Genomic DNA, 16940 nt, shown 5'->3' with positions numbered 1-16940 from the left:
CAGATACGAACGCCAGTTGCGATCCACGGCAGGATAGCGCCTCCAGCCGCCACACGCGCGTCCGCGATAATTTTGCGATGGCCATCGACCCGATCATCCAGGACCCCGCACTTCTGCGGCGGCTGCTGCGCGCCAAGGACCGGATGGACGCCGCATCGCACGAGGAGTGGCCGGTCGAACGGCTGGCGCAGGTGAGCGGCGTGTCGGAGGCACACTTCGCGCGATCGTTCAAGCAGGCCTTCGGCACGCCGCCGCACCGGTACCTGCTCACGCGGCGCATCGAGCGCGCGATGGCGCTGCTGCGCGAGACCGATCGGCCGATCACCGACATCGCCTTCGAGACGGGCTGGGCGAGCCTGGGCACCTTCGGGCGCACCTTCCGCGACATCACCGGCAGCAGCCCGAGCGCGATCCGCGCGCGCGGCAAGGCCACGCCGCAAGAGCTCGTCCGGGTGCCCGTGTGCATCGTCAACGCCGCGCACCGGCCCCATCTCACGACCGCAGTTTCGGAGAAGCGGCGCCTCGCGGCGGACGGTACAAACGAGCCTGAACAACCACAGGAGATTCCATGAATCAGGGCATTGAAGTCGCCGGTCTGTATGTGCACGATCAGGACGAGGCGCTGGCGTTCTATGTCGAGAAGCTCGGCTTCCGCGTCCACACGGACGTGGGAAACGGCGACTACCGCTGGCTCACGGTGCAGCACCCCGAGCAGCCGTCGTTCCAGCTCGGCCTTTTCAGGCCCGGACCGCCGGTGCTCGATGCGGCCACGGCGCAGGCGGTGCGCGCCATCGTCGCCAAGGGCGCGATGCCGCCGCTGGTGCTGCGGGTGGACGACTGCCGCGCCGCCTATGAGCGGATGCGCGGCCTGGGCGTGGAATTCACGCAGGAGCCGGTGGAGCGCTACGGCACCGTGGACGCGGGCTTTCGTGATCCGTCGGGCAATGGCTGGAAGCTGATCCAGGCGCGCGGCTGAACCAGCGCCGAACTTGCCTCAGGCCGGCGCCATGCCATGGCGGAGCTTGGCCTCGGCGCTGTCTGGCGAGCACATGAATTCGAGCAGTGCGCGCACCGCGGCCGGCTGCGCGCAGCCGCCCACCGGCGCCGCGGAAAAGACCGTGGTGATCTGGACCTCCGGCGGCAAGGGGCCGACCAGGTCGACGCCTTCGAGGCCGATCAGCTCGCTCCATTGCTGGAACCCCAGCGCGGCCTCGCCGCGTGCGAGCAGCGCGCCGACCGGCACGCCGGGCGGCGCCTGCACCAGGCGGGCGCGGATCTCGCCGGCGATGCCCCAACGCTCGAGCAACGCCATCAAGGCAACGCCGCTCGGCCCGGTCGAATACGCGATGCCGGAGGCGGTGCGCACTGCGCTGCGCAGCGCGTCCTCGGTGGAAATATCGGGGTGCGCCGCGCCCGCTGGCACCGCCACGGCCACGCCCGAACGAACCAGGTCGACCTTGCCGCCGCCATCGAGCCTGCCCTGCGCGACAAGCGCATCGATCGCATCCGAGGCCAGCACCACCACGTCGAAGGGCTCGCCCGCGGACACGCGCCGCGCCGCCTCGACCCCGCCGATCGCCAGGAAGGAGACGGGCACGCCGCTGCGCTGCGAATGGGCGGCCGCAAGCTCCTGCAGCAAGCCCCGGGTCGCCATCGAGCAGAGGCCACGGATCGCAGGCACCGTCATTTCCCGCCGCCCTGCCCTGTGCCGATCAGGCGGTCGGCGTAGTCCTGCCACGGGCTCTTGGCGTCCAGTCCTTCGAAGAGGCCCGTGTGCGCCTGCTGCGCGACCCAATCCTGCTTGGCTGCAATGGCCGCCGCCATGAAAGGCTCGAAGCCGGTCTCGCGAACAGTCTGCGCCGCTTCGCGCATTTCCTCGGCGCGTCGCTTGCCATGCTGCACGACGCGGCTGAAGAAGTAGGCGCCCTGCCGCTCCCAGTCGATCTGCGGAAAGGTCTCGGCGAGCGTGGGCAGCACATGCGCCTCCACGCCGTAGCGCCGCGCCGTGGTGTAGCTTTCGATCACCAGCGCCTCCAGCCCCTTGATCATGATGCTGCGGCTCATCTTGATGGCCGACGCCACGCCGAGCCGCTCGCTCACGGCGCGCGCGTCCATGCCCCATGCGCACAGCGTGGCCGCGAGTGCCTCGGCCTGGGCGCCGCCCAGCAGCATGGGCACGCGGATGCCGTAGGGCGGCACCGAGGTCATCACGCCGGCTTCCACATAGCCGGCGCCGGCGGCTTCGAGCAAGGCGCCGGCCCGTTGCTTGGTGCCGGGCGAGGCCGAGTTGAGATCGAGAAAACGCATGCCCGCCCGCGCATGCCGCGCGGCCTCCTCGGCCACCGCGAAGGTGCTGGATGCGGTCACGGCCGAGACCAGCAGATCGGCCGCGGCGCACAGCGCCTGCATGCCCGAGGCGACGCGCAGGCCGCCGGCTTCGGCGGCGGCGCGTGCTGCCGCGCCGCCGTCGGAGTCGGCGAATTTCAGGTCCCAGACCCAGACCGCCTCGATGCCCTCCTTGTGCAGCAGGCCGCGGCCGAAGATGCCGCCCACTTCGCCGAAGCCGACGATGCCCAGTGTGATGCCCATGTGTGTCTCCTTGCTGTTCAATCGACGGTGATGCGGGCCGCCTTGATCACGCGCTCCCAGCGCACCATCTCGCTCGCGATCAGCTGGCCGAAGACCTGCGGCGTGGCGGGCGTGGCCTCGGCGCCCTCGGCCGCGAGGCGCGCCCTGACCTCCACCGAGTCGAGCGAGCGATTGATCTGCTGGTTGATCATCGCGACGATCGGCGCGGGCGTTGCAGCCGGCGCGGCCACGCCGTACCACTGGTCGGCCTCGAAATCCTGGGTCCCGGGCACGCCGCTCTCGGCCACCGTGGGCACCTCGGGCAGCGACGCGATGCGGCGCCGGCTCGACACCGCGAGCGCACGCAGCTTGCCGGCCTTGATGTGCGGCAGCAGTGCAGGCGTGCCGGTGAAGATCGCCTGCAGCTGGCCCGCCAGCAGGTCGTTCACGGCCGGCGCGGTGCCGCGGTATGGAATGTGCAGCAGCGAGGCGCCGGTCTGCAGCTTGAGGTATTCCATTGCAATGTGCGCCGCGCTGCCATTGCCGCCCGAGCCATAGGCCAGCTGCCCGGGCCTGGCCTTGGCCAGCGCGATCAGCTCGGCCAGCGTGCGCGCCGGCACCGAGGCATGGACCACGAGCACGTTCGGCACGCGCGCGACCCATGCCACGGGCGCGAAGCTGCGCAGCGGGTGGTAGCCGAGCTTGGGGTAGAGAGACGGGTTGATGGCCAGCGTGCCGATGTGCCCCATCAGCAGCGTGTAGCCGTCCGCGGGCGCCTTCGCGACCTTCTCCGCGCCGACGGAGCCGCCCGCGCCGGGCACGTTGTCGATCACCACGGCCTGGTTCCATGCGCGGCCGAGCTCCTGCCCGATGCTGCGCGCCAGCACGTCGGTGGAGCCGCCGGGCGTGAACGGCACGACCAGGTGCGGCGGATGGTCCGGATAGCCCTCGGCAGCCGCGGCGCCGCTGCGGCTCGCAAGCCAGAGCGCGCCGCCTGCGGAAAAGATGCAGGCCTGGCGGCGGGTGATGCCGGTGGTCGCGGTGCCGATGATGCGAGCCATGTCGTCCTGCCGCCGTCAGTCGATGTAGCGCAGGCCGGCCTTGGCCAGCGGCTCGCGCATGGCGTACATGTCCAGGCCGAGCTCGCCGGCCGCGAAGCGCGCGCGCTTGGCCGTCTCGTTGGCCTCGCGCGCTTCGGCGGCGTCGGCCACCTCTTGCGCGCGCGCAGCCGGCACCACCACCACGCCGTCGATGTCGGCCACCACCACGTCGCCCGGATGCACCAGAGCGCCGGCGCACACCACCGGCACGTTGACCGAGCCGAGGGTGGCCTTGATCGTGCCCTTCGAATGGATGGCGCGGCTGAACACGGGGAAACCCATCGCGTTGAGGTCGCGCACGTCGCGCACGCCGCCGTCGATCACCAGGCCCTTGCAGCCGCGCGCCTTGAACGAAGTGGCAAGCAGGTCGCCGAAGAAGCCGTCGGTGCTGTCGCTGGTGCAAGCCGCCACCACCACGTCGCCGGGCTGGATCTGCTCGGCCGCCACGTGCAGCATCCAGTTGTCGCCGGGCTGCAGCAGCACCGTGACGGCCGGGCCGCAAAAGCGCGCATCGGGGTGGATCGGGCGGATGCGCGGCTGCATCAGCCCGAGCCGGCCGAGCGCCTCGTGCACGGTCGAGACGCCGAAGCGCGACAGCTTGTCGACCGCGGCGGCATCCGGGCGCGCCACGTGGCGATGGACGACGCCGAGCTGCTGGAGGGTGTTGGAAGAAAAAGAAGACATGAGATCAGAGCCCCTTGGCGATGAGTGCGCGGTCCAGGCGCGGGTACACGCGGCGTGCGTTGGCTTCGAACACCTTGTGGCGCGCCTCGGCGTCGAGCATGGGCGTGGCGTCGATGTAGCGGCGCGTGTCGTCGTAGAAGAAGCCGGTCTCGGGGTCGATGCCGCGCACCGCGCCGATCATCTCGCTCGCGAACAGGATGTTGTCGACCGGGATCACGCGCGTCAGCAGGTCGATGCCCGGCTGGTGGTACACGCAGGTGTCGAAGAAGATGTTGTTGAGCAGGTGGTCCTTGAGCAGCGGCTTCTTCATCTCCTGCGCGAGGCCGCGAAAGCGCCCCCAGTGGTAGGGCACCGCGCCGCCGCCGTGCGGGATCACGAAGCGCAGCGTCGGAAAGTCGCTGAACAGGTCCGAGGTGAGGCACTGCATGAAGGCCGTGGTGTCGGCATTCAGGTAGTGCGCGCCGGTGGTGTGGAAGCAGGCGTTGCAGCTCGTGCTCACATGCACCATGGCCGGAATGTCGTGCTCGACCATCTTCTCGTAGAGCGGGTACCAGTGGCGGTCCGACAGCGGCGGCGAGGTCCAATGCCCGCCCGAGGGATCGGGGTTGAGGTTGATGGCCACGAAGCCGTAGTCCCGCACGCAGCGCTCGAGTTCCGCGATGCAGCTGCGCGGGTCCACGCCCGGCGACTGCGGCAGCATGGCCGCGCCGATGAAGTGGTCGGGGAACAGCTCGCTCACGCGAAAGCACAGCTCGTTGCAGATGGCGGCCCAGGTCGACGAGGTCTCGAAGTCGCCGATGTGGTGCGCCATGAAGCTCGCGCGCGGGCTGAAGATCGTCAGGTCGCTGCCGCGCTCCTTCATGAGGCGCAGCTGGTTGCCCTCGATCGACTCGCGCAGCTCGTCGTCGCTGATCTTCAGGTCGGCGGCGCGGGGCTTCAGCGCGGGGTCTTTCAATCCCGCAATCTGCTGGCTGCGCCAGTTCTCGAGCGCCTTGGGCGCCGTGGTGTAGTGGCCGTGGCAGTCGATGATCATGGGCGGTTCCGTGAATGGCTGGGTGGTGTCTTGCCGGCATGCGCAGCGCGTGCGCCGGCCCTTGCGTCAAGTGTGGTTCCGGACGCCGCCGCGTGGCGTGAGTTCGGCTTGCCCTACCATCAGACTTTCTTATCGGCCAGGGCTCCTGCCCAGGCACTTCTGGAATGACGGGCCGACGCCATCTGCAAGACAAAGTGATCGACCGCACGCACACTCATGCGCTGGGCCTCAACCTGCGGCACCTGCGCGCGTTCACGGCCGTGGCGGCGGCCGGCAGCATCGCCCGGGCCGCGGACGAGCAGCTGTTCCGCGTCGCCTCGGGCGTGACGCGCTCCATCTCCGAGCTCGAAGGCGCGCTCGGCCGGCCGCTGTTCGACCGCGGCCCGCGCGGCATGGCGCTGAACTCCTACGGCGACCTGGTGCTGCTGCGCGCGCGCCGCATCGAGCGCGAGTTCGAGGACGCGCGCGCCCAGCTCGTCGCGCGCGGCGGCATCGGCGCATCGGACGACGTGCATTCGCTCTTTGCATCGATCCTCAACGGCCGGCGTCTCGCGGTGATTGCGAGCCTGGTGGAAAAGCGCAACATGCCGGCCGTCGCGCGCGAGTTCGGCATCACGCAGCCGGCGATCAGCAGCGCGCTGAAGGACCTCGAAGGCGGGCTCGGCGTCGCGCTGCTCGAGCGCAGGACGCGAGGCCTGGTGCCCACGCCGGCCGGCGAGATCGTGGCCTTCCATTTCAAGCGCGTGCTCGCGGAGCTGCGCCACATCGGCCCCGACATCGCGGCCAGCGAAGGCATGCTGCAGGGCAGCGTGAACGTGGGGGCGCTGCCGCTCGGCCGCACGCAGATACTGCCGCAAGCGATTGCCTCGCTGCTGGCGCGCCATCCGGGGCTGCACGTCGCCACGGTCGAAAGCCCCTATGACGCGCTGGCGGCGTCGCTGCGCAGTGGCGACATCGACTTCATCCTCGGCGCGCTGCGCAGCAGTGCCGAGGCGCGCGACCTGCAGCAGGAAGCGCTGTTCGAAGACCGCATCTCGGTGATCGCGCGCGCCGGCCATCCGCTGGCGCGCGCCGCACGTGTCGACTTCGATGCGCTGCGTCAGGCGACCTGGGCGCTCTCGCGGCAGGGCACGCCTTCGCGCGAGCTGCTCGAGCGCTTTTTCTCGGCCGCGCGCGAAGCGCCGCCGGTTCCCGCGGTGGAGACCGGCGACCTTGCCGTGCTGCGCGGCCTGCTGCTCGAAAGCGACATGCTGACCGCGATCTCCGCCCACCAGCTGCGCCACGAGATCCGCAATGCCAGCCTGGTGGTGCTGGACTTTCCGCTCGACGAGACGCGGCGCGAGATCGGCCTCACCCAGCGCCTCGGCGCGTTCCCCTCGCCCGGTGCGCGCGCGCTGATGCAGGAGATCCGCGCGGTGGTCGCCCGCTCGCCCGACTTCCGCGCAAAGGCGGGAAGCCGCGGCCAGTGAAATGCGGACGGCCGCTGGCGCTCAGCGCCGGGCCAGCAGGTCCGCCAACTCGGGCACCAGGGCTTCGGGCGCCAGGCCCTGCGCATGCTGCAGCGTCTGCAGCACCGCCGCCGCAATGTCGCGGTGCGCACCGGCATCGCCCGCCATGGTGTTGTAGTAGCCGAGGTCTTTGCTCGCATTGGCGATCGAGAAGCGCAGGCTCGACGTGTCCTTGGCCGTGAGATAGGGGCGCAGCCGCTCCAGCGCCACGCCGCCGCCGCCGCCCTTGGCCAGGATCTCCACGAACATCTCGGGCGCCACGCCGTGCTGGCCGGCGCAAGCCGCCGCCTCGGCGATCAGCGCCACCGTGCCCAGCGAGACGAAGTTGTGCAGCAGCTTCATGCCATGGCCCGCGCCCACCGGGCCCGCGTGCAGGATGTTCTCGGCAAAGCACGACAGCAGCGGGCGGCATTCCTCGAGCAGGGCCGCATCGCCGCCCACCAGCAGGTTGAGCCGGCCTTCGGCCGCTTCCTTCGGCGTGCGCGTCATCGGCGTGTCCAGGAAGCGGCTGCCCGCGGCCTGCACGGCCTGGGCCATGCGCAGCGTGGAAGCGGGAATCGCGGTGGAGCAGTCGATCACGATGCTGCCCGGGCGCAAGCCCTGCAGCACGCCGCCTTCACCCGTGAGCACGGCCTCGACCTGCGGCGAGCCCGTGAGCACGAGGATGACGATGTCGGACTGCGCGGCCAGCTCGGCCGCGCGCGTGAAGCTGCGCGCGCCGGCGGCCTTGAGCGCGTCCAGCGGCTGGTTGCCCGGGTGCTCGAGCACCGCCAGCGGATAGCCGTGCCTGGCGATGTTGCTGGCAATGCCGTGGCCCATCATGCCGATGCCGATCATGCCGATGTTCTTTTTCAAGGGAGTCTCCTGGGTTGCGATGTGTAGGGGACGCAGGGGCAGCCGTCCGGATCGAGGACTGCGTTCCGCCTTGGGTTAGGCTTGCGTCGGCAAGCACCGGTCGTGCGACGAAATGGCTCGGATTGGGATTGGCCTGCAGGCAGGCGCAGCGTACCAAACTCGGCCGCGTACTTCGCCCCGGTGAGCGATGCCCATGAATTACCGACCAAGACCATCGAGCCCCCATATGACAAGCCACCAGCAGTCCCATGCCCCGCGGCGTCGCAGCGTGCTCATGACGGCCGGCGCCGCAGCTGCGCTCGCCTGCACGGGACGGGGATTCGCAGCAACCCCATTCCAATGGACGCGAGGCAGTCCGGAGTCCAGCGCAATGGCGCCGGATCTTGCGGCGCGCCTGGACCAGGGCGTGCAAAGCGGCGAGTTCGCGAACCTGCATGCCGTCTTCATTGCGCGCAAGGGCCGTGTCGAGATGGAGCGCTACTTCGAAGGCCCGGACGAACGCTGGGGTACGCCGCTGGGCACGGTTGCATTCAGCGCCGATACCTTGCATGACCTTCGTTCCGTCAGCAAGAGCATCGTGGGCTTGCTCTACGGCATCGCACTCGCCGAAGGCAAGGTTCCCGCGCTCGATGCGCCGCTGCTGGACGCCTTTCCCGCCTACGCCGACCTGGCCCGCGACGAGCGCAGGCGTGCGATCCGCATCTCCCATGCCCTCGCGATGACGATGGGCCTGGAGTGGAACGAGGACCTGCCCTACAGCGATCCGCGCAACAGCGAAATTTCGATGGAGCGCAGCAAGGATCGCTACCGCTATGTGCTGGAACGCCCCATCGTCGCCAACCCGGGCGAGCGGTGGCGCTACTCGGGCGGCGCAACGGCCCTGCTGGGCCATCTCATCGCCAAGGGCGCGGGCGTGCCGCTGCTCGACTACGCGCGCGACAAGCTGTTCTCGCCCATGGGCATCGAGAAGGTCGAGTGGACCCGTGGTTTCAATGGAGAGGCGGCCGCCGCATCGGGCCTGCGCATGCGCGCGCCGGATCTGGCTCGCGTTGGCCAGCTGCTGCTCCAGCGCGGCGAGTGGAACGGCCGGGCGCTGGTTCCGAAGGATTGGATTTCCGAGTCGCTGACGCCGCGCGCCGGCGCTTTCGAAGGCCTCCGGTATGGCTACCACTGGTATGTGATCCAGCGCCAGGATGGCTCGCCAGCCTACATGGCGATCGGACTCGGAGGCCAGCGGCTGGTCGTCATTCCTGCGCTCGAGCTGGTGTATGTCATTTTCATGGGCAACTATTACCGCGAAGACCAGCTCAAGCCGCTCTTCGCGGTGCAGAAGCTGATCCACGCGTCGCTGCGCTGAAGAACACAGCAAGCCCCGGCCGGGCGGTCACCCCGTTCGCCTGGGCGGCGGCGCCCGGTACCTCAAGGCTTCGATGACCAGGGCGAGCGCCGGGGAAAGCTGGCGGCGATGGGCGTAGTAGAGGTGGTAGCCCGGAAAGCTCGGCCACCAGTCCTGCAGGACCGGAACCAGCCGCCCCTCCTCGATGTGCTGTTCCATGATGTCGAAGGGCACATAGGCAAAGCCCATGCCGTCCAGTGCCGCGCGCAGCATCAGGAAGGTGTTGTTGAACACCGTCTGGCCTTGCACCCGCACGCTGACCTGCTTCCTTCCCTTCTCGAAATCCCAGGCGTACAGGCCGCCGTGCGTCGGCAGCCGCAGGTTCACGCAGCGGTGCGCCGTGAGGTCCGCGGGTTTCACCGGCACAGGCTTGCCCGCGAGGTATTCCGGAGAAGCTGCCACCGCCATCCTCAGCGCCGGTGCGATCGGGACCGCCACCATGTCCTTGTCGACGCGGTTTCCCACCCGCACGCCGGCATCGAACCTTTCGGCGGCGATGTCGGTGAAGCCGTAGTCGACGCTGAACTCCACCTGGATGTCCGGATACTGCTTGAGCAGCGGCAGGAGCCTGGGCCACAGCACCGTGGCAACCGCATGGTCATGCGTGGTGATGCGGACCGTGCCGGCCGGCTTGTCGCGCATTGCGGAAAGCGATTCGAGCTCCCGCTCGATGTCCTGCAACCGTGGGGCCAGCGTATGGAGGAGCCGGGCGCCTGCGTCGGTCACGGAGACGCTGCGCGTGGTGCGGGTCAGGAGGCGCACGCCCAGGCGCGCCTCCAGCGCCAGCATCGAATGGCTGAGCGCCGAGCGCGACACGCCCATCTGGGCGGCGGCACGGGTGAAGCTGCGTTCGCGGGCAACCACCACGAAGGCCTGGAGATCGTTCAGGTTTTCTTTTGCCATTGGTGAGCCACATTCACATAAGCATCCCGATTTTGCTTCCTTCTCAACCGCGCGTGGTGTCCATAGAGTTAAGGCGTTCGCGTCGCGCTCATAGGCGGCGCACTCTTGCCATCGACGACCAGGAATTGACCCACCATGTGCACCCGACCCTTGAAGGCCGCGCTCTACCTTGCGGCCCTGAACTCCATCGGCGCAGGCGCCGAACCCGCGCCGGCACCGGGGGCGGCCCAGCAGATCGCAAGGGCCGGCAGCCAACCCTCGGCAGCCGGTCCCGCCGAATACTTCACCGGCCGCGTCCGCGTCGACCCGCTCTGGCCCGCCACCGAAACCCTCAACGCCTCGGGCGGCCTCGTGACCTTCGAGCCCGGCGCGCGCTCCGCCTGGCACACCCACCCGGCCGGGCAGCGCCTGGTGGTGCAGTCGGGCCTCGGCCTGACCCAGGAGTGGGGCCAACCCGTGCAGGAGATCCGCCCCGGCGACGTCGTCTGGTGCCCTCCGGGCGTCAAGCACTGGCACGGCGCCGCTCCGTTCACGGCACTGGTCCACCTGGCCGTCACCGGCACCGTGGACGGCAAGAACGTCGAATGGATGGAGAAGGTCAGCGATGAGCAATACAACCAGCGCTAGGCATGGCAGCAAGGCGGGCGCGCTGGCCTTGGCGCTGTGCCTCGCCGCCGCGCCGTGCCATGCCGGCACCGTGCCCCAGGAGTCCACGAACATGAATGCCACACGCACCGCATCCGAAACGCTTTCGCTGCGCCAGCAATCCATCATCCCGATTGCGGCGTTCGCAGCGGCGGGCGACATCGCCCGCCTGAACACGGCGCTCGAGCAGGGGCTCGATGCCGGCCTGGCCGTCAACGAGGCAAAGGAGATCCTGGTGCAGGTGTATGCCTATGCCGGATTCCCGCGCAGCCTCAATGCGCTGGGCGAACTGATGAAGGTCGTGGAAGCCCGCAAGCAGCGCGGTGCCCAGGACAAGCAGGGCCAACTGCCCTCGCGCCCCATTCCGAAGGGCGACGCACTGCTGGCGGCCGGCACGGCCAACCAGACGAAGCTCGCCGGTGGCCCGGTCAAGGGCGCATTGTTCGATTTCGCGCCGGCCATCGACGAATACCTGAAGACGCACCTCTTCGGCGATGTGTTCGAGCGCGACAACCTCGACTGGCCGAGCCGCGAGCTGGCGACGGTCGGCATGCTGTCGGCGCTTGCAGGCGCCGAATCCCAGCTTCAATCCCACATGCGCATCAGCATGAACGTGGGCATCAGTGCGGCCCAGCTCGACCAGCTGGCGCAGGTGCTTGCGGAACGCGTGGATACGGAAGTGGGCCGCAGGGCTCGCGAGGCGCTGGCGCGCCAGCTGGCCACGCGCGCTGGCAGCTGAAGCGGGACTCGATGCGACCGCACCATTGCCTGCATCAGGCGTCACCGCGGCGGCGCCGCAGCCGGCGGGCGGCTTGGATGCCGAGATTGGTCCGATCGAATCCGGCCATCGAGCTCCCGCGGCCCTTACTCCGCCTGGATCCCCGCCTCCTTCACCACCCTGCCCCACTTGGCAAGATCGGACTTGATCAGTGCGGCGTATTCCTGCGGCGTGCCGCCCTGTACCTCGATGCCGGCGGCCTCCAGCTTGGTCCGCACGTCGGGCAGCTTGAGCGCCGCGTTGATCTCTGCGTTCAGCTTGGCGACGACGGCCTTGGGCGTGCCGGCCGGTGCCAGGAAGCCGCCGTTCGTGTTGGCGTCGTAGCCCTTCAATCCCTGCTCGTCCGCGGTCGGCACGTCGGGCAGCGAGCTTGTCCGCTTGCGCGTCGACACTGCCACGGCGCGCACGTTGCCGGCCTTCACCTGCGGCTGGATGGCACTGATGGTGTCGATGAAGAGCGCGGTGCGTCCGGCCAGCAGGTCCGGGTGCGCGGCGGACGAACCCTTGTAGGGCACCAGCAGCATCGGTGCGCCGCTGGCCATGCGGAACATCTCGGCCGCCATTTCCTGCGCGCTGCCGCGGCCGGAGGTGGCAACCTTGGCCTCGTCCGGATGGGCCTTCATCCACGCCACCAGCTCCGGCAGCGTCTTGGCCGGAAGCTGCGGGTAGATGGCAAACACCAGCGGAACCTCATGGCTGTAGACGATGGGCTCGAAGCTTTTTTCCGGATCCCAGCCGAGGTTCCTGAACAGGAACTTGTTGATGTTGTGGCTGCCGCCGACGATGCCGATCGTGTAGCCGTCGGGCGCCGACTTGGCGAGAACGTCGGTGCCCAGGTTGTTGGAAGCGCCGGGCCGGTTGTCGACGATCACCGGCTGGCCCATCGACACCGCGAGCTTGTCGCCGACGACGCGGGCAATGGTGTCGATGGCGCCACCGGGCGGCGCGGGCACGACGATCTTGATGGCGCGCGCCGGATAGGCCGCATCGGCCGATGCGGCGATCGGCATTGCCGCGAGCGACGCCGAGACGGCAAGGATCTTGACCAGGGATGTGAGCTGCATGGATGTCTCCTCTTGGGGGTGGGTCTGTGTCTCTCTTGAAAGGAAAGCCCGGCTCGCCGCGCTCACTCGATCGTGATCTTGCGGCTGCGGATGACCTGGGCGTAGCGGCGCTTGTCGTCGTCGATCAGCCGCGCGAACTCCTGCGGCGATGTGGCGCGCGGCACGCCGCCCAGCCCCACGAAGCGCGCTTTCACCGATTCGTCGGCCAGCACAGCGCGCAGGTCGGCGGCGATCTTCTCCACCACCTCGGGCGGCGTGCCCGCCGGTGCGAGCAGGCCGATCCAGGAGATCGCGTTGAAGCCGGGCGCCACGCTTTCGGCGAGCGTGGGCACTTCGGGAAACGCCGGCACGCGCTTGTCGCCAGTCACGGCCAGCGCACGCAGCTTGCCCGCCTTGATGTGGCCGGAGGCCTCGAGCACGGTCATGAACGACAACTGCACATGGCCCGCGAGCAGGTCGGCGATGGCCGGCCCGCCGCCGCGGTAAGGCACATGCAGGATGAAGGCACCCGTCTGGTCCTTGAACATCTCGGCCGCCAGGTGCGGCGCGCCGCCGGCGCCCGAGCTGCTGTAGCTCATCTGGCCCGGCCTGGCCTTGGCCAGCGCCACGAATTCGGCCGCCGTCTTCGCCGGGACCGACGGATTCACCATCATCGCCAGCGGCAGTTCGGCCACCAACGAGACGGGCGCAAAGGCCTTGTCGGCGTCGTAGGGCAGCTTGGGATACAGCAGCGGATTGATCGCCTGCGTCCCGATGTTGCCCAGCAGCAGCGTGTAGCCGTCCGGCCTGGACTTGGCGACGAAGTCGGCGCCGATCTGCCCGGCGGCACCACCCTTGTTCTCCACGATCACAGGCTGGCCCCAGCGCCGGCCCAGCTGCTCGGCGATGACGCGGCCGCCGGTGTCCGTCCCGCCGCCCGGCGGGAACGGCACCACCAGCGTGACGGGGCGCGAAGGAAAAGTCTGCGCGAAGCCTGGCGCCTGGATGGCGCAGAGGGCAAGGGCCAGGGGAATGGCAAGGCGTCGAATGAACAAGGGTGTCTCCATTTATAGGTTTTGATGCGCGGCCGCCGCGTCGCGAAGGCGGACGGATGCTCAGGTGGTCAGGCTCATGGCCGGCCGCTCGCCGGCCAGGGCCTGGGCAACGCTGGCGAGCACCATCTCGGCCATGGCGGTGCGGGTCTCCCAGGTGGCGCTGGCGCGGTGGGCCTGCAGCGTCGTGCGCTCGGACTGGCGCAGCGCCAGCGGCACGCGCGGCTCGTCGACGAACACATCCAGCCCCGCACCCGCAATGCGGCCGTCGACCAGCGCCTGTGTGAGGTCGGCTTCGTTCACGAGCCGGCCGCGCGCGACGTTGACCAGGAAGCCGCGCGGCCCCAGCGCGTCGAGCACGGCTGCGTCGACGATGCCTTCGGCCTGGTCCGCGGCGGCGCACAGCACCAGCGCATCCGATTCGCGCGCCAGGTCCACCAGGCTCGGCATGAAGCTGTAGGCAACGTCGTCCATCGGGCGCAGGTCGGTGTAGCGGATGGGGCAACCGAAGGCAGCCGCCCGCACCGCCACGGCGCGGCCCACCCGCCCCATTCCGACGATGCCGATGCGCATGCCGCTGAAGCGGCGGGCGAGCGGAATGGCGCCGGGCTGGGGGTGGCGCTCCCACTGGCCGTCCCGCACGAAGCGGTCGCCCGCGCAAAGGTTGCGGCAGGCCGCGATCAGCAAGCCGATAGCGAGGTCGGCCACGTCTTCGGTGAGCGCGCCCAGCGTTGCGGTGACGGGCAGGCCGCGCTCCCGGCAGTACGCCAGGTCCACGGCGTCGGTGCCCACGCCATTGACGGCCACCACCTTGAGGCTGGGCAGCTGCTCCAGCATGGCGCGCGAAATGCCGGTGTGCCCACCGGTGATCACGGCATCGATCGATGCACCGTGCTGGCGCAGCCAGCCCTCTGGATCGGGCAGCTCGAAGTGCTTGTGCACGGCGTAGAGCGAGGCGAGCTTGTCGTTGACTGCAGGGATCAGGATCGGATTGAGTTGAAGGACTTGGGGTTTCATATCGCTGTTCGGGAACGCTCTTCACGGAGCCGGGCCTATGCTATGAATAGATTGACATGCTGGTCAATCTTGATACATATAATCAATAGAAATTGACTCTCACGACCCGCCCATGGCTTCCTGGATTTCGATGACCGAGGCGTGCAAGCTCCTGGGCGTGCAGCCCCAGACGATCTACGCCTACGTGAGCCGCGGCAAGCTCGAGGTCATGCCCGACCCGGCCGACACGCGGCGCAGGCTCTACCGCACCGAGGACGTGGCCGGCCTGGCCAGGCGCAAGCAGGCCGGCCGCAAGCACGAGACGCTGGCCGCCAACACGCTGTTCGGCTCGGAGCCCAGCATTCCGACAGCCCTCAGCGCGTTCTCGCGCGGGCGGCCGTACTACCGCGGCCGCGATGCCGTGCGCATGGCCCGGACCGCCACGCTCGAGGATGCGGCGCAATTGTTGTGGGGCGCCGAACATGCCGTCGACTTCACCTGCATGGCGTCCCTGCGTTCCGGCAAGCCCGGGCGAGGCGCGGCCTTCGCGGCCTTGGCCAGCCTGGCGGCCGCCGGCCATTCCACCGGGGGCCGCCTGACCCGGGTGCTGCATGCCGAAAGCCAGGACCTCGTCGGCCGGCTGGCCAATGCGTTCGGCGCGTCACCGGGCCATGAGCCGCTGCATCTTCGCTTTGCGAAAGGATGGAAGCAGCCCGCCAAGGTGGCCGATCTGCTGCGAACGGCCCTGGTGCTGCTGGCCGACCACGAACTGACCAGCTCGGCCTTTGCCGCGCGCATTGCCGCTTCGACCGGCGCCTCGCTGCCCGCATGCCTGCTTGCGGGATTGACCACGCTCTCCGGCCCCCTGCACGGCGATGCCTCGGGACGCGTGCGCGCGCTGTTCAGCGAGGTGGAACGGCTGGGCGAAGACCAGGTGCTCGCACACCACCTCTCGAACGGCTTGTCGCTCGCCGGATTCGGCCATCACCTCTACCCCGACGGCGACCCGCGCGCGGCCGCGCTGCTGGCCTTGTTCGAGCCTCCCAAGGTGATTGCGCGCTTCATCGCAAAGGTGACCAAGCTGACCGGCCTGCAGCCCAACATCGACGTTGCGCTGGCCGCCATGGCCGCGCACCATCGGCTGCCTGCCGATGCGGCCTTCGGCCTGTTCGCCACTGCGCGCAGCGTCGGGCTCCTGGCGCACAGCCTGGAGCAGCTGGGCACGGCGCAGGTGATCCGCCCGCGCGGGCGCTATGTGGGGCCGGTGCCCGAGGCGCTTGGCGCGTAGCTGCCCGCGCCTTCCGGCCAGGCCGTCAGCACTTCATACCCCTCGGGCGTGACGGCCACCATGTGCTCCCACTGGGCAGACAGCGACCGGTCCCTGGTCACGACGGTCCACCCGTCGGGCAATTGCCTGGTCTCGCGCCTGCCTGCGTTGAGCATCGGCTCGATGGTGAAGACCATCCCCGGCTCCAGCTCGAGGCCTTCTCCGCGCTGCCCGTAGTGCAGCACTTGCGGTTCGTCGTGGTAGATCCGGCCGATGCCGTGTCCGCAGTATTCGCGCACCACGCTGAATTGCTCGCGGTGAGCGACCGACTGGATCGCATGGCCGATATCGCCCAGGGTCGCTCCGGGCCTGACCTGCCGGATGCCGGCCAGCATGGCCTCGTACGTCGTCTCCACCAGGCGCCGAGCCAGCACGCTGGGCGCGCCGACGAAGTACATGCGGCTGGTGTCGCCGAACCAGCCGTCCTTGATGACGGCGACATCGATGTTGACGATGTCTCCCTTCTTCAGGATCTTGGCCGGCGACGGAATGCCATGGCAAACCACCTGGTTGACGGAGGTGAGGATGGTTTTGGGATAGCCCTGGTATCCCACGTTGGCGGGAATGGCGCCCTGCACGTTCACGATGTGGTCGTGGCAGATCCGGTCGAGCGTTTCCGTGCTCACCCCCGGCACCACGTAGGGCTCGACCATCTGCAGCACCTCCGCGGCAAGCCTGCCGGCGCGCCGCGCCATCGCGAGTTCCTCGGCGGACCTGATGGGAACGCCGTGCGCCACTAGTGCTTCCCCGTCGCGGATCCGCGGGGCTTGCCAGGCTGGCTGGTGACGGCCGCGGCAATGTCCAGGCCGCCCGCGAGTTCAGCCTGTATCAGCAGCTGGCAGACTTCCCGGTAGTCCAGTTCCGGATGCATCTCGGTCAGCATGCCGACCCGCATCCAGTGCTCTGCCTGTGCATTGATGGACCTGCTCAGGGCGTTCCCCGCCACCCGCAGGTTCTCATGCATCAGGTCCGAAATCTTCACGATGCCCATCGCTTGCCTTTATATGAAATGTGCGTGGATTGTATATGTTTTGGATGGTCCCGCAATGATC

Annotated in this window: 19 protein-coding genes; 7 read left to right on the top strand and 12 right to left on the bottom strand. The window is 69.0% G+C overall.

Annotated elements, in window-relative coordinates:
* The first annotated feature begins 77 nt into the window (after nucleotides 1–77).
* Both ACAM58_RS26525 and ACAM58_RS26520 read left to right on the top strand, forming a co-directional pair.
* Nucleotides 78–572, top strand: coding sequence for a helix-turn-helix transcriptional regulator (locus ACAM58_RS26525; RefSeq protein WP_369664886.1), 495 nt, complete (start codon nucleotides 78–80; stop codon nucleotides 570–572).
* On the top strand, nucleotides 569–976 hold the full coding sequence (locus ACAM58_RS26520; protein WP_015865788.1) for a VOC family protein: 408 nt from the start codon (nucleotides 569–571) through the stop codon (nucleotides 974–976). Before ACAM58_RS26525 ends, ACAM58_RS26520 begins: the two co-directional genes overlap by 4 nt.
* Nucleotides 977–994: 18 nt before the next feature.
* Here the strand turns inward: ACAM58_RS26520 and ACAM58_RS26515 are convergent, their stop codons facing one another.
* The 5 genes from ACAM58_RS26515 to ACAM58_RS26495 are packed head-to-tail and all read right to left on the bottom strand — an operon-like array spanning nucleotide 995 to nucleotide 5385.
* Nucleotides 995–1687: a substrate-binding domain-containing protein gene (locus ACAM58_RS26515; RefSeq protein ID WP_027730980.1), complete on the bottom strand. Its 693-nt coding sequence runs from the start codon at nucleotides 1685–1687 to the stop codon at nucleotides 995–997.
* Entirely contained in the window at nucleotides 1684–2589 is a 906-nt protein-coding gene (locus tag ACAM58_RS26510) for an NAD(P)-dependent oxidoreductase (protein ID WP_018904795.1), read from the bottom strand. The genes ACAM58_RS26515 and ACAM58_RS26510 overlap by 4 nt, the downstream gene beginning before the upstream one ends.
* Before the next feature lie 17 nt (nucleotides 2590–2606).
* Entirely contained in the window at nucleotides 2607–3629 is a 1023-nt protein-coding gene (locus ACAM58_RS26505) for a Bug family tripartite tricarboxylate transporter substrate binding protein (protein WP_369664885.1), read from the bottom strand.
* Between the two features lie 15 nt (nucleotides 3630–3644).
* Entirely contained in the window at nucleotides 3645–4352 is a 708-nt protein-coding gene (ligK, locus tag ACAM58_RS26500) for a 4-carboxy-4-hydroxy-2-oxoadipate aldolase/oxaloacetate decarboxylase (RefSeq protein WP_018904797.1), read from the bottom strand.
* A gap of 4 nt (nucleotides 4353–4356) precedes the next feature.
* Nucleotides 4357–5385: an amidohydrolase family protein gene (locus ACAM58_RS26495; protein WP_369664884.1), complete on the bottom strand. Its 1029-nt coding sequence runs from the start codon at nucleotides 5383–5385 to the stop codon at nucleotides 4357–4359.
* Between the two features lie 164 nt (nucleotides 5386–5549).
* On the opposite strand from ACAM58_RS26495, the gene ACAM58_RS26490 reads away from it, so the two are divergent.
* A complete protein-coding gene (locus ACAM58_RS26490; RefSeq protein WP_369664883.1) occupies nucleotides 5550–6854 on the top strand; it encodes a LysR family transcriptional regulator in 1305 nt (434 codons plus the stop codon).
* Between the two features lie 21 nt (nucleotides 6855–6875).
* On the opposite strand, the gene ACAM58_RS26485 is transcribed toward ACAM58_RS26490, so the two are convergent.
* Nucleotides 6876–7730, bottom strand: coding sequence for an NAD(P)-dependent oxidoreductase (locus ACAM58_RS26485; RefSeq protein WP_208856359.1), 855 nt, complete (start codon nucleotides 7728–7730; stop codon nucleotides 6876–6878).
* Between the two features lie 388 nt (nucleotides 7731–8118).
* On the opposite strand from ACAM58_RS26485, the gene ACAM58_RS26480 reads away from it, so the two are divergent.
* Nucleotides 8119–9105, top strand: coding sequence for a serine hydrolase domain-containing protein (locus ACAM58_RS26480; protein ID WP_369664882.1), 987 nt, complete (start codon nucleotides 8119–8121; stop codon nucleotides 9103–9105).
* 27 nt (nucleotides 9106–9132) lie between these two features.
* Here ACAM58_RS26480 and ACAM58_RS26475 read toward each other — a convergent pair whose 3' ends face one another.
* Nucleotides 9133–10047 (bottom strand): LysR family transcriptional regulator, encoded by a 915-nt coding sequence (locus ACAM58_RS26475; protein WP_369664881.1) that lies wholly within the window; start codon nucleotides 10045–10047, stop codon nucleotides 9133–9135.
* Between the two features lie 135 nt (nucleotides 10048–10182).
* Between ACAM58_RS26475 and ACAM58_RS26470 the strand changes: the two genes are divergently transcribed.
* On the top strand, nucleotides 10183–10674 hold the full coding sequence (locus tag ACAM58_RS26470) for a cupin domain-containing protein (protein ID WP_015865798.1): 492 nt from the start codon (nucleotides 10183–10185) through the stop codon (nucleotides 10672–10674).
* 91 nt (nucleotides 10675–10765) lie between these two features.
* Entirely contained in the window at nucleotides 10766–11431 is a 666-nt protein-coding gene (locus ACAM58_RS26465; RefSeq protein ID WP_369665098.1) for a carboxymuconolactone decarboxylase family protein, read from the top strand.
* 125 nt (nucleotides 11432–11556) lie between these two features.
* Here ACAM58_RS26465 and ACAM58_RS26460 read toward each other — a convergent pair whose 3' ends face one another.
* The 3 genes from ACAM58_RS26460 to ACAM58_RS26450 all read right to left on the bottom strand — a co-directional run bounded on the left by ACAM58_RS26460 (nucleotide 11557) and on the right by ACAM58_RS26450 (nucleotide 14582).
* The gene (locus ACAM58_RS26460) at nucleotides 11557–12534 is read right to left on the bottom strand and encodes a Bug family tripartite tricarboxylate transporter substrate binding protein (RefSeq protein WP_369664880.1); all 978 of its coding nucleotides are present in this window, start codon (nucleotides 12532–12534) and stop codon (nucleotides 11557–11559) included.
* A 62-nt stretch (nucleotides 12535–12596) separates the two neighbouring features.
* The gene (locus tag ACAM58_RS26455; protein WP_369664879.1) at nucleotides 12597–13568 is read right to left on the bottom strand and encodes a Bug family tripartite tricarboxylate transporter substrate binding protein; all 972 of its coding nucleotides are present in this window, start codon (nucleotides 13566–13568) and stop codon (nucleotides 12597–12599) included.
* A 60-nt stretch (nucleotides 13569–13628) separates the two neighbouring features.
* Entirely contained in the window at nucleotides 13629–14582 is a 954-nt protein-coding gene (locus tag ACAM58_RS26450) for a 2-hydroxyacid dehydrogenase (RefSeq protein ID WP_369664878.1), read from the bottom strand.
* 112 nt (nucleotides 14583–14694) lie between these two features.
* On the opposite strand from ACAM58_RS26450, the gene ACAM58_RS26445 reads away from it, so the two are divergent.
* Entirely contained in the window at nucleotides 14695–15849 is a 1155-nt protein-coding gene (locus ACAM58_RS26445) for a citrate synthase family protein (protein WP_015865803.1), read from the top strand.
* Here ACAM58_RS26445 and map read toward each other — a convergent pair.
* Together map and ACAM58_RS26435 are read right to left on the bottom strand one after the other, a co-directional pair.
* Nucleotides 15813–16625: a type I methionyl aminopeptidase gene (gene map, locus ACAM58_RS26440; protein ID WP_278877793.1), complete on the bottom strand. Its 813-nt coding sequence runs from the start codon at nucleotides 16623–16625 to the stop codon at nucleotides 15813–15815. The two genes, ACAM58_RS26445 and map, sit on opposite strands and share 37 nt — an antisense overlap.
* Nucleotides 16625–16879, bottom strand: coding sequence for a ParD-like family protein (locus ACAM58_RS26435; protein ID WP_015865805.1), 255 nt, complete (start codon nucleotides 16877–16879; stop codon nucleotides 16625–16627). Before ACAM58_RS26435 ends, map begins: the two co-directional genes overlap by 1 nt.
* Between the last annotated feature and the right edge of the window lie 61 nt (nucleotides 16880–16940).

The sequence above is a fragment of the Variovorax sp. V116 genome, assembly GCF_041154435.1.
Lineage (GTDB): Bacteria > Pseudomonadota > Gammaproteobacteria > Burkholderiales > Burkholderiaceae_C > Variovorax > Variovorax paradoxus.
The sequence above is the reverse complement of the archived record's forward strand: the minus strand, read 5'-3'. Positions and strand labels throughout refer to the sequence as shown.

Excerpts from the sequence above, each read along its gene's own strand:
- ACAM58_RS26510 (WP_018904795.1), bottom strand. The coding sequence starts at position 2,589 with ATGGGCATCACACTGGGCATCGTCGGCTTCGGCGAAGTGGGCGGCATC.
- ACAM58_RS26495 (WP_369664884.1), bottom strand. The coding sequence starts at position 5,385 with ATGATCATCGACTGCCACGGCCACTACACCACGGCGCCCAAGGCGCTC.
- ACAM58_RS26470 (WP_015865798.1), top strand. The coding sequence starts at position 10,183 with ATGTGCACCCGACCCTTGAAGGCCGCGCTCTACCTTGCGGCCCTGAAC.
- ACAM58_RS26450 (WP_369664878.1), bottom strand. The coding sequence starts at position 14,582 with ATGAAACCCCAAGTCCTTCAACTCAATCCGATCCTGATCCCTGCAGTC.
- ACAM58_RS26465 (WP_369665098.1), top strand. The coding sequence starts at position 10,766 with ATGAATGCCACACGCACCGCATCCGAAACGCTTTCGCTGCGCCAGCAA.
- ACAM58_RS26520 (WP_015865788.1), top strand. The coding sequence starts at position 569 with ATGAATCAGGGCATTGAAGTCGCCGGTCTGTATGTGCACGATCAGGAC.
- ACAM58_RS26475 (WP_369664881.1), bottom strand. The coding sequence starts at position 10,047 with ATGGCAAAAGAAAACCTGAACGATCTCCAGGCCTTCGTGGTGGTTGCC.
- ACAM58_RS26445 (WP_015865803.1), top strand. The coding sequence starts at position 14,695 with ATGGCTTCCTGGATTTCGATGACCGAGGCGTGCAAGCTCCTGGGCGTG.
- ACAM58_RS26490 (WP_369664883.1), top strand. The coding sequence starts at position 5,550 with ATGACGGGCCGACGCCATCTGCAAGACAAAGTGATCGACCGCACGCAC.
- ACAM58_RS26515 (WP_027730980.1), bottom strand. The coding sequence starts at position 1,687 with ATGACGGTGCCTGCGATCCGTGGCCTCTGCTCGATGGCGACCCGGGGC.
- ACAM58_RS26485 (WP_208856359.1), bottom strand. The coding sequence starts at position 7,730 with ATGATCGGCATCGGCATGATGGGCCACGGCATTGCCAGCAACATCGCC.
- ACAM58_RS26435 (WP_015865805.1), bottom strand. The coding sequence starts at position 16,879 with ATGGGCATCGTGAAGATTTCGGACCTGATGCATGAGAACCTGCGGGTG.
- ACAM58_RS26480 (WP_369664882.1), top strand. The coding sequence starts at position 8,119 with ATGGCGCCGGATCTTGCGGCGCGCCTGGACCAGGGCGTGCAAAGCGGC.
- ACAM58_RS26460 (WP_369664880.1), bottom strand. The coding sequence starts at position 12,534 with ATGCAGCTCACATCCCTGGTCAAGATCCTTGCCGTCTCGGCGTCGCTC.
- ACAM58_RS26505 (WP_369664885.1), bottom strand. The coding sequence starts at position 3,629 with ATGGCTCGCATCATCGGCACCGCGACCACCGGCATCACCCGCCGCCAG.
- ligK (WP_018904797.1), bottom strand. The coding sequence starts at position 4,352 with ATGTCTTCTTTTTCTTCCAACACCCTCCAGCAGCTCGGCGTCGTCCAT.
- ACAM58_RS26525 (WP_369664886.1), top strand. The coding sequence starts at position 78 with ATGGCCATCGACCCGATCATCCAGGACCCCGCACTTCTGCGGCGGCTG.